The organism is Geoglobus sp. (assembly GCF_054018175.1).
Genome location: NZ_JBPLZQ010000079.1, coordinates 1 through 9683, shown reverse-complemented (window position 1 = coordinate 9683; position 9683 = coordinate 1). Strand labels below are relative to the sequence as shown.

11 protein-coding genes are annotated in these 9683 nt (G+C 54.7%); 3 read left to right on the top strand and 8 right to left on the bottom strand.

The features are described from left to right. Positions 1-347: gamma carbonic anhydrase family protein (locus ACXJJC_RS06335; RefSeq protein ID WP_456370282.1), on the bottom strand; the 347-nt coding region annotated here is incomplete at its 3' end. 72 nt (positions 348-419) lie between these two features. Here ACXJJC_RS06335 and ACXJJC_RS06330 point away from each other — a divergent pair. Further along, on the top strand, positions 420-1331 hold the full coding sequence (locus ACXJJC_RS06330) for a DUF1152 domain-containing protein (protein ID WP_456370280.1): 912 nt from the start codon (positions 420-422) through the stop codon (positions 1329-1331). Here ACXJJC_RS06330 and ACXJJC_RS06325 read toward each other — a convergent pair. The 4 genes from ACXJJC_RS06325 to argJ form a co-directional block, all read right to left on the bottom strand. Beyond that, positions 1309-2526 (bottom strand): NAD(P)/FAD-dependent oxidoreductase, encoded by a 1218-nt coding sequence (locus ACXJJC_RS06325; protein ID WP_456370278.1) that lies wholly within the window; start codon positions 2524-2526, stop codon positions 1309-1311. The two genes, ACXJJC_RS06330 and ACXJJC_RS06325, sit on opposite strands and share 23 nt — an antisense overlap. A 116-nt stretch (positions 2527-2642) precedes the next feature. Then, positions 2643-3641 carry a cation:proton antiporter gene (locus ACXJJC_RS06320; RefSeq protein WP_456370277.1) on the bottom strand — a complete coding sequence of 333 codons (999 nt, stop codon included), beginning with the start codon at positions 3639-3641 and terminating at the stop codon, positions 2643-2645. Beyond that, a complete protein-coding gene (locus ACXJJC_RS06315; protein ID WP_456370275.1) occupies positions 3638-4846 on the bottom strand; it encodes a potassium channel family protein in 1209 nt (402 codons plus the stop codon). The genes ACXJJC_RS06320 and ACXJJC_RS06315 overlap by 4 nt, the downstream gene beginning before the upstream one ends. Before the next feature lie 5 nt (positions 4847-4851). Further along, on the bottom strand, positions 4852-5982 hold the full coding sequence (argJ, locus tag ACXJJC_RS06310) for a bifunctional ornithine acetyltransferase/N-acetylglutamate synthase (protein WP_456370273.1): 1131 nt from the start codon (positions 5980-5982) through the stop codon (positions 4852-4854). Between the two features lie 140 nt (positions 5983-6122). Here argJ and ACXJJC_RS06305 point away from each other — a divergent pair, with 140 nt between their 5' ends. Further along, a complete protein-coding gene (locus ACXJJC_RS06305) occupies positions 6123-6572 on the top strand; it encodes a MaoC family dehydratase (RefSeq protein ID WP_456370272.1) in 450 nt (149 codons plus the stop codon). A 26-nt stretch (positions 6573-6598) separates the two neighbouring features. Here the strand turns inward: ACXJJC_RS06305 and ACXJJC_RS06300 are convergent, their stop codons facing one another. After that, positions 6599-7420 (bottom strand): heterodisulfide reductase-related iron-sulfur binding cluster, encoded by an 822-nt coding sequence (locus ACXJJC_RS06300; RefSeq protein ID WP_456370270.1) that lies wholly within the window; start codon positions 7418-7420, stop codon positions 6599-6601. Then, positions 7417-7866: a 4Fe-4S dicluster domain-containing protein gene (locus ACXJJC_RS06295; RefSeq protein WP_456370268.1), complete on the bottom strand. Its 450-nt coding sequence runs from the start codon at positions 7864-7866 to the stop codon at positions 7417-7419. The genes ACXJJC_RS06300 and ACXJJC_RS06295 overlap by 4 nt, the downstream gene beginning before the upstream one ends. 119 nt (positions 7867-7985) lie before the next feature. On the opposite strand from ACXJJC_RS06295, the gene icd reads away from it, so the two are divergent. After that, positions 7986-9224 carry an isocitrate dehydrogenase (NADP(+)) gene (gene icd, locus ACXJJC_RS06290; protein ID WP_456370266.1) on the top strand — a complete coding sequence of 413 codons (1239 nt, stop codon included), beginning with the start codon at positions 7986-7988 and terminating at the stop codon, positions 9222-9224. Positions 9225-9259: 35 nt separating this feature from the next. On the opposite strand, the gene ACXJJC_RS06285 is transcribed toward icd, so the two are convergent. Beyond that, on the bottom strand, positions 9260-9553 hold the full coding sequence (locus ACXJJC_RS06285) for a hypothetical protein (protein WP_456370265.1): 294 nt from the start codon (positions 9551-9553) through the stop codon (positions 9260-9262). Positions 9554-9683 lie beyond the last annotated feature (130 nt).

Here is a 9683-nt window from a genome sequence, read left to right as displayed (position 1 = left end):
TACCTCTTGCCCGTGACGACAGCTCCAGCACCGACAATTGAGTACTCGCCGATTTCGGCTCCGTTCAGGACGACTGCGTTCATACCCACCAGCACGTCGTCCGAGATTCTGCAGCCGTGGATGACCGCAGAATGGCCTATGGTAACTCTGTCTCCGATTTCTGCTGGAAATCCTTCGTCCACGTGTATGACCGAGTTATCCTGAACGTTGGTTTTTCTGCCTATGGTGACTCTGTCGAGGTCGGCCCTTATCACTGCGTTGAACCAGACGCTCGAGTCATCACCGATCTCCACGTCTCCTAAGATGGTGGCATTTTCAGCGATGAAAACCCTTTCACCTTTTTTCATGTTCGACTGGCTGTTTACCGGAAAATTAACCTTTTCGAAAACGATATGTTCCCCTCAGTTGTGCATGACGATGTGAGGATCGTTGACGTTGCGATGGAAATCGACAGGGCACTCCTGATCGGAATAGGTGGGGGAGGGGACGTTGTAAGCACGCTGTACATCAGGTCCTTTCTCGAGAAATTCGGCGTGGAGTGCGTGTGCGGAGGGGTGGTCTGGGAGCGCTTCAGAAGGGACAGAAAGCCGGGACCGAGGAGCATAGACGAGATAGAAGGTGCCGAAAAAATATCCCCAACACTCGGATTCGTGAGAGGGGGAGAGATGGTCGGCAGTGTTGAGCCGATAGTTTCGCAGGTTGCGGGCCTTCTCGGAGAGAGGGTGCTGGCGGTGAGCATAACCCGTGGCGCGTCCCTGCTGAGAGAAGACATCGGGAGATTTGTTAGAGAGAACAGGATCGATGCGGTTTTCGCTGTGGATGCAGGCGGAGACTCGCTCGCCCTTGGTCACGAGGAGACTCTCGTGAGCCCGCTTGCAGACTCGATCATGCTGTCCGCGCTGAAAGACGAGAACTCAATACTCGCGGTCGTGGGGTTCGGGAGTGATGGCGAGCTTGACCGGAAAACTCTTGAGAGGTACCTTTCCGAGCTACACGATTCTGTCTACGGGGTGAGCATCGTCGAAGTGGATGAAAGGTTCGCTGAATTCCTGAAAAGCGTTGAGAGCGAGGCTTCGAAAATCCCCGCACTCGCGAGGATGGGGTACTTCGGGAATTACAGGCTGTGGGGAGAGCTCGATGTGAATGTCTCGCTGCTCAACTCCCTCGTGTTCTACCTCGACCTGCGATCCGTTTACCTCAGGAGCAGGATGGCGAGAGCCCTCGACAGCACCTGCAGCGTTGAGGAGGCTAGCAGAATTCTCAACGAGATGGGCGTAAGGACTGAGTACGACCTCGAGGTGGAGCTCGCTAAGAGAGAAGGTCTGCTATGAGCATCTCAGCAGCCTTCTTTCCGGCGAGCAGACTCCCGTTCATGCTCCTCTCCGGGTAGTTGGTATCTGACGTCATCCCTGCGACGTAAAATCCATCTGCCACCCTGTATGGCGTTATCTTCTTTTTAAACCCTCTCTCGTAAATCGGTCCGCTGTACACTGCTCTGAAAACCCTCCACCATCTTATGCTGTTCATTTCAAGCCCGTGTTTTTTCAGATGGGACGTGTAGATCCTGAAGATCTCGTCGTCGCTCACCTCGAAAACTCCCTCGGGTGTGGTGTACGAGGCAACGTATAGCAGATGCTCCCCGTAGTCCTCTACCGGCATGAAGTTCGTGTGCTCTATGGTCGCTCCAAATGGCGCGTCGCTGTAGTTTATCCAGTAGAGATCCTCGCTGAACTCTCTATCCATTCCGAGTAGCAGGCATACGCTGCTCTGGTACCTCACCTCCGGTAAGTTCAGGGCTGCTGCAAGGTCTCCGAGCTCGGGAAGGGGTGCTGTGTAGACCACAGCGTCATAATCGGTTCCGTTTACGCTCCACCTGGCTCCTCTTTCCACTCTCGCGCTCTTACCCACAATTCTGAGACCTTCCGAAAGCCTCTCCACGAGTCTGTGAAATCCACCCCTCAGGTACCCCAGCTCCTCGCCGTTCAGCTTCCTGTTGCTCCTGAGCGACACCCTCGCCAGAAGCCAGGCGTAGCTCACACTCTCGAAGTTGCTTCCGAACTTTGACACGAGCAGGGGCTTGAAGAACCTCTCAATCAGCCTGTCTCCGGCATCCCTCCTCAGACCATCGAGAACGCCAACATCGTCGAAGTCCTCGAAGTTCACCCTCTTAGCTTTGAGCGTGAAGATCGCGAGCCTGACCTTGTCCGCGAGAGACATTCCCGGGTACCTCAGAATCTCGAGCGGAGTGTTGAGGGGGTGTATCTCTCGTCCGAACTCCTGACCGACCCTCGTAACCTTCCACACCACTCTGTTCGAAAGTCCGAGATCTCTGATGAGAGATAGCAGGTACTCGTCACCTCTGAAGAAGTGGTGGTAAAACACCTCTATGCAGTAACTGTCCCTGCAGTATGACCCTGCAAGCCCTCCAACAGTGCTCCGCTCGTAAACGTCCACGCTGCAGTACTCGGAGAGTATCCTCGCAGCGTTCAGTCCTGCAAGCCCTCCTCCTATCACGGCCACCCTCATTCTCTCACCATCAGCCTGAACACCGTTGGAAATACGAGTGCAGAGATTATCGTCCAGAGAGCAATGCTCACGGCCTCTACGGTGCTTATTATCCCAAGTCCCTTAGCTATCTCCGCTCATGCGAGGGTCAGGCCGAGCTTTGAGCTCTGGATAACTCCGAATCCGAGCGATCTGACCGTCCCCATCTCATTGAGAAAGATGGCGGATGGCAGGATTTTGACAGCGAGTCCCATGACGAGCAGCACGAGGGGGAAGTACAGGTTTATCTCGGATATGCTGTTGAACATGTCCACTCCCGTCTTTATGAAGAAAAACGGGATGAATATCCCGTACCCCACACCCATCAGGCTCTCCTCGAGCTTTCCTGCTCCACGGAACACCATGGAAATTAGGGCTCCGGCGAGGAACGCTCCGAGAATGGCCTCGCTGCCGAGGATGTACGCGAGACCGGAGAACACTATCATGATCGCGAAGCTGCCCCTCACCCCGAGCTCCATTGGGTCGTCGAAGAACCTTGCCATGAACTCCGGAAAGTGCCAGATGAGAAATCGTCCGAAATAGTATGCGAGCACGAAGGCCGGAACGAGCAGGAGCGGGAGGATCAGATTTATCTGAGATCCGCTCGCCCTGTAGCTGAGTGCTATGCCAGAAAGGAGGGAGATCGTGACGAGGTCCGTCATGAAGGTCGCGAGGAGTATCTTCTGACCGAACTCCGTCGACGAAATTCCCGCCTCCTTGAGTACGGGCATGACTATGCCGAGCGACACGTTAGCGAGAAACACGGCGTAAATGACGCTGAGATTTGCTATCTCCGACAGGACGAATGAGAGGAGCAGGGATGCAACCACGTAAACCGGAACCTTCCAGTACCTTCTCGACTTCCTTATTATGAGCGTGAAGTCTATCTCGAGCCCGGAAAGGAACATCAGGAAGATCAGTCCGAGGACGGAGAAGAAGCTGAACCACTCCGACTGGGCAAAGCTTCCGAGAACGATGGCCAGGGCGAATCCGGCGACAATCTCCAGTATTACTGCCGGAACCTTTATGCGCTGGGATATTATTGGTGTCGCAAAGGCAATCAGAGCTACTGCCGAAACCTCGAGTATCTCGTTCATCCCACCACCAGAACCGAAGAGTCAGTGTCGAGTATAAATTTCCACAGGAACTCCGAGTCTATGTTGCCAACGCTGTTGGAGATGGAGAATATGATCAGGTCGTACCCCTTCCTGACCTCCCTCACCACCTCCACCAGTGGGTTGAACTCCGTGACCGAGATTTCAACGGTGGGGGACTCTATGGTGGACGACGATGTTTTCAGCTGCTCCTTGTCCAGAAAGAGGATCTTTCCCTTGCCGAAGTAGTTAGAAAATGCGGTTGCGTAGCTCACAACGTTTTCTGGCCTGTCAGTGTTGACAATCGCAAGTATCTCCCTGTACTCTGTCTTTCCCTTGGCGAACAGTATCGGGAACCTGAGTAAAACGCTCGCACGAATGTCTACGCGTCTCTTCGGAGGGTTGGTTACGATCAGGTCGACCTTGTCTGTGAGAGACTCGAGGATCTCCACAGCTTCGTCGATCTCCATGTCCTGTATGTTCTCGGCGGTCAGGGAGCACATTATTCTTCCGTCCTCCTTGTGGAGAATCAGGAGGTCTGCGTCGAACCTGTCCGCTATTGCCCTCGCTTCCCCGTAGACCTCCCGGTATCCGTCGGAGTACCTAATGAGGAGCAGGATCTCGTCGAAGGGGTTCTTCGTCTTCTTGACCTCCTTCCCGCAGATTATTCCAATTATGTCTCCTGCCTGAAGCACGAAGTCAGGGTGGGGGCGGAATATCCTTCCCTCCCTGTAGACCGATATTATCGTGCAGCTCTCCCCCACGTACATGTCAGCCAGCCTCATTCCGGCGAAGTTGTCTTCCGTCACCGCTATCTCGAAGTATCTCCTCCTGGCCTCTATCAGCTCGTGCAGGAGCTCAGACGCTATCGTCTTCCCGCAGCTCACCCCCCTTACCCCGAGACTCTGGTAGTCGCGCATGTAGCTGTCTGACTCTACCCTCGCCACCACATCGCCGGGGTCGAACTCTCTGAGTATCCTGGCGATCGCTATGTTGGTCTCGTCGTCATTCGTCGCGAGAATGACTGTGGAGCCCTTCACCGGCAGCCGCTCCCAGACGGACCTGTCCGTCCCGTCTCCCTGTATGACCCTGTATCCGCTTTTCCTGAGCTCCTCGCAGATATCAGGGTCTCTCTCGATTATGACCGCATCACCCAGTCTGTCGGCGAGCTGCCTTCCGACTCTTCCCCCACCTACGATTATGTTCATCCCCATCACGTCGTGTACTTGGAGTTCAGCTCCACGTAATCGTGCGTCAGGTCACATCCGATGGCGTAGCCCTTCCCATCTCTCCTGTGCAGGTTGATCAGAATCTCAATTCTACCTTTCCTCATTATTCTCTCGGCTTTTTTCAGACTTCCCTCCACGACCCTCCCCTCCTCGACGAGGGTCACCTCGTCCTCATTACTCCTGAGCTTCAGCGTTATTCTTTCATCAACGTCTGCCCCAGAATACCCTATCGCGGCTATTATTCTCCCGAAGTTGGGATCACCCCCAAAAACCGCGGTTTTGACGAGGTTCGATCCTGCAACTGCCCTGGCGACCTTCTCCGCGTCCCTGTCACTAACCGCACCCTCCACCCTCACCCAGAACACCTTCGTGGCCCCCTCACCGTCCCTTGCCATCATCTCTGCAAGCTCGATCATGAGGGAGGTGAGTTCCTGGGAGAAGCGGTCAGCGTCGGCATGAACCTCCTCGCTCGTTACAAGAAAGACGGTATCGTTGGTGGACGTGTCTCCGTCCACAATAACCCTGTTGAAGGACAAGTCCACTGCCTTTCTGAAGATCTCGTCCATCCCCTCGCATCTTGCGTTGGTGAATATGAATGCGAGCATCGTCGCCATGTTTGGTGAGATCATCCCGGCCCCCTTCGCTATTCCGAGGATCTCGACACCATCGAATTTCCTTCTTGCAATCTTTGGAAATCTGTCCGTGGTCATTATCGCTCTCGCAAAGGCCATGACGTGCTCTTCCTCGCTTCCGAGTCTCTTCAGCACCTCCTCACCGAGCCTCTCCACATCGTCAACGTCAAGCTGTCTGCCAATGACTCCCGTAGAGGCTATGGCGACCTCGCTCAGATCACATCCCAGCCTTTCGGCCAGAAATTCGGCCATTCTCCTTGCCCTTCTCAGCCCCTCCTCTCCCGTGTAGGCGTTGGCATTTCCGGAGTTGACGATGATCCCTCTTACTCTTTCCCCCAGGTTCTGCTGGTTGAACACCACCGGAGCGGCTTTTATCCTGTTCCTTGTGTATACTGCAAAGATTCTGCCCTCCATCACCGCGATTCCAACGCCAGTCTTCCCCTCCCTGATTCCGTAGCACCTCAGACTGTCGCTGAGACCCATGGTTGAGGTTTATGAAGCAGGGCAATAAAAAGTTAAGCATGAGGTGGGCGCATCGCCACCCTGCCGGATGGCGATTTTTCTGTCAGTTTGAATGCCTGGTTGGGAAAGGGTTATACCTTTTCAGAGAAAAATGGTAAAATATGCTGGAGGAGCTAAAGGAAATCTACCGGAAATATGGAGGCAGCGTGATTGAGTACGAAAAGTTCGATGGTGAGGTGGATGTTGGTTACAGGATAGAGTACGAGAAAAGGATTGAGGGGGTGGACGTATGCTTCTTTGGGCTCGCGTCCGGAGATCTGAACCCCATTCACTTTGATGAACAGGTAGCAAAGACGACGAGATTCGGAGGGAGAGTTGTACACGGCGTGCTGACCCTGAGCGTCGTTTCGGCAGCTGTTGCGAGGATGCCCGGGTTGCCCGTGCTCCTGGATTTACGCTTCAGGTTCATGAAGCCCGTGAGGATTGGCGACACGGTCAGGGTTGCTGGGGAGGTCGTGGACAAGGACGGGAAAAAGTACAGGCTGAAAGTCACGTGTCTCGTTGGCGACGAGGTGGTTGCCGAGGGGAATGCGACGATACTCCTCTGGTGAACTGGGTCGGGAAAAAACCCGGGTTTTTATTCCTCCGCCCTCTCCCCCATTATCAGCTTCTCAATGAGCTCCTGGCTCACGATGTTGTGCCTGTCGATTCCCGTCTGTTCGACGTCCATTCCCATGGCCACTGCGAGGAGCTGTACGTAGTGCACCACAGGAATTCCGTAGTCCCTCCCTCTCTGCTCTTTCAGCTCCTTCTGCCCGACATCGAACTGGTTCATGCATAGCGGACAGACGACGACTATCACGTCAACGTCCGCCTCGGCAATCGCGTCCATCTTCTTCTCCAAAAGGTCGTGAGAAACTTCAGTCGCACCCGCCCTCACGCCCCCTCCTCCACCGCAGCACATGAACTTGTACCTGTAGTCCACGCTTTCAGCTCCAATCGCCCCCACGAGCTCGTCCAGCATGGTCGGCCTTTCTGGAGAGACGAACTTCTTGTGCTTGCTCGGCCTGAAGAAGTGACAGCCGTAGTGGACGGCCACCCTCAGGGGCAGCCTCTTTGCAACGTACCTCTTTATCCTCTCCACACCGACGTCCGAGTAGAGGTACTCGGCCACATGCCTCACGTCTCCCTCTCCATACTTCTCAGAAACCTCGAGAAGCGTTGAGAAGCAGCCGTTGCATGCGGTCATTATCGTCTCTCCACCTGCAAGCCTGATGTTCCTCAGACCGAGTTCCTCCCAGAGGTCGCTGCTCACGGACCTCGTTATTGATGGGGCAGGACAGCACGACGAACCCTCGAGAGGGGTGATTTCGACTCCGAGGGTCTCGAAGACGTAGTAGAGTGCCTTCTCCACTCCTGGATAGCGGTTGTGGATCATGCAGCCCGGAAAGAACTTCATCTGATTACCCCTCCTATGTGTTTTCTCACGATCTCTGAAACCTCCTTCCTCGCCTCATCTACGAACTGGGAGTGGTAGAGTGGAAGACCGAACTCCTCTCTCAGCTTCACGTGCTCATCCTTTGCAGGAACGTATGCCGTCTTTTCGGCGAGAAACCGGAACGCGTATTTCAGCCTTCCTGGCAACCCTTTTTCCCTTACCAGCTCTTTTCTCGCCTCGAGGATGATGTCGGTGAGCGGGATGCCTCTCGGGCACCTCTCCTGACAGGCGTAGCAGGTGACGCAGAACCAGATAGTGTCGTCATCCTTAACGGGTTTGCCCCTCGCTATGAACTCCATGAGGATCCTTCTCGTGTTGAGCGCGGTGACCCTGCCCGAAAAACAGCTCCCGATGCACGTGCCGCACTGAATGCACCTGTTGAGCTGCCTGACGAAATCTTCGTTCATCGTGCACTCTTCGATGCTCAATTATTAAAACGTGTCGGAGTTTGAGCCGGAGTTTTCAAATCCTTCCTGTCCACCTGACAGCAGGCAAACCTTTTATTTCCTCTCTCCGAACAGGCCACATGAATTTCGAGAAGATCAGGCCACCGGAAGAGGGGGAGAAGATAAGGTACGTGAACGGAAGGCTCGTGGTTCCTGATAACCCGGTCATCCCCTACTTCGAGGGGGACGGGATAGGCAAGGACGTGGTGCCGGCTGCGATGATGGTCCTCGACGCCGCTGCCGAGAGAATCGGGAAGGAGATCGTGTGGTTCAAAACGTATGCAGGAGAGGACGCTTACAGGATGTACGGGACGTACCTTCCAGATGATACGCTGAACGCCATACGGGAGTACAGGGTGGCCTTAAAGGGCCCACTTACTACTCCAGTCGGCGGGGGTTTCAGAAGCCTGAACGTCACGATAAGGCAGGTTCTGGATCTGTACGCGAACGTCAGGCCGGTTTACTACCTGAAAGGGTTCCCGAGTCCGCTGAAGAATCCGGAGGTCGTAGACATCGTGATCTTCAGGGAAAACACGGAAGACGTTTACGCGGGCATTGAGTGGCCGAGGGGAAGTGATGAGGCGAGGAAGCTGATAAGGTTCCTTGCAGACGAGTTTGGAGTGAACATAAGGGAGGACTCCGGAATAGGGATCAAGCCGATAAGCGAGTTCGCCACGAAGAGGCTTGTAAGGCTGGCGATACAGTACGCGATAGACAACGAAAGGGAGAGCGTCACCTTGGTTCACAAGGGCAACATAATGAAGTACACGGAAGGGGCCTTCAGGGACTGGGGCTACGAGGTTGCCAGAGAGGAGTTCGGAGACGTCACGATAACTGAGGAGGAGCTGTGGGAAAACTACGATGGAAAGGTTCCAAAGGGAAAGGTCGTTATCAAGGACAGGATCGCCGACAACATGTTCCAGCAGCTCCTCACGAGGACTGCTGAATACGACGTTCTTGCGATGCCCAACCTGAATGGAGATTACATGAGCGACGCCGCCGCCGCATTGGTTGGAGGTCTCGGGGTTGCGCCGAGAAGCAACATAGGTGACGGAATGGGGGTTTTCGAGCCGGTGCACGGATCAGCGCCTAAGTATGCAGGACAGAACAAGGTGAACCCGACAGCAGAGATTCTGACCGGAGTTCTGATGTTCGAGTACCTGGGATGGAGGAAGGCGGGGGAGATGATCAAGAGAGCTATAGAGCTGACGGTTGAGGACAAGATCGTGACCTACGACCTGTACAGGCACATGGGAGGCACCCTGGTCGGGACGCGCGAATTCGCTCAGGCCGTTGTCGAGAGGCTGGGCAGCGTTTGATCCACCATTTTCATATTTTCTCAGTTCATTGAGGGTTAGCCAGCATTTTTGACGATCTCCGGAACCCCGTGACACTCTCCGCAGAACGTTTCGACGTCGTGGCACTTCGAGCACAGGTCCCTGTGAACGTCCGGCTCTTTCTCGAACGCCGCTCTGTGGAGACCTGCAGCCACGTCCTTTACCGGATAGGCGTCGTGGCACCTGTCACACTCGCCCGTGCCGTGCAGTCTTTCGGAGCTGCTCTGCTGGACCTCATCTCCTGTGCATGCTGTGAAAAGGAGCACGAGTCCTGCGAGGGCGATAACGAGTGGTTTGCTCAATCCGCCCATGCCGAATGTTGTCGGGCAGCTATAAAAAATTTGTTATGTTTAATCGTTTTCTTCAGAAGAGAATGTCGAGGGGAGGCTTTCTGACAAGCCCTCTCTCCTCGGCCATGTCGAACAGGGCCTCCATGGCCTC

What these genes read in the sequence shown, in the direction of transcription:
- ACXJJC_RS06320 (WP_456370277.1), bottom strand. Translation starts at nt 3,641, where the DNA reads ATGAACGAGATACTCGAGGTTTCGGCAGTAGCTCTGATTGCCTTTGCG.
- ACXJJC_RS06325 (WP_456370278.1), bottom strand. Translation starts at nt 2,526, where the DNA reads ATGAGGGTGGCCGTGATAGGAGGAGGGCTTGCAGGACTGAACGCTGCG.
- ACXJJC_RS06300 (WP_456370270.1), bottom strand. Translation starts at nt 7,420, where the DNA reads ATGAAGTTCTTTCCGGGCTGCATGATCCACAACCGCTATCCAGGAGTG.
- ACXJJC_RS06305 (WP_456370272.1), top strand. Translation starts at nt 6,123, where the DNA reads ATGCTGGAGGAGCTAAAGGAAATCTACCGGAAATATGGAGGCAGCGTG.
- argJ (WP_456370273.1), bottom strand. Translation starts at nt 5,982, where the DNA reads ATGGGTCTCAGCGACAGTCTGAGGTGCTACGGAATCAGGGAGGGGAAG.
- icd (WP_456370266.1), top strand. Translation starts at nt 7,986, where the DNA reads ATGAATTTCGAGAAGATCAGGCCACCGGAAGAGGGGGAGAAGATAAGG.
- ACXJJC_RS06285 (WP_456370265.1), bottom strand. Translation starts at nt 9,553, where the DNA reads ATGGGCGGATTGAGCAAACCACTCGTTATCGCCCTCGCAGGACTCGTG.
- ACXJJC_RS06295 (WP_456370268.1), bottom strand. Translation starts at nt 7,866, where the DNA reads ATGAACGAAGATTTCGTCAGGCAGCTCAACAGGTGCATTCAGTGCGGC.
- ACXJJC_RS06315 (WP_456370275.1), bottom strand. Translation starts at nt 4,846, where the DNA reads ATGAACATAATCGTAGGTGGGGGAAGAGTCGGAAGGCAGCTCGCCGAC.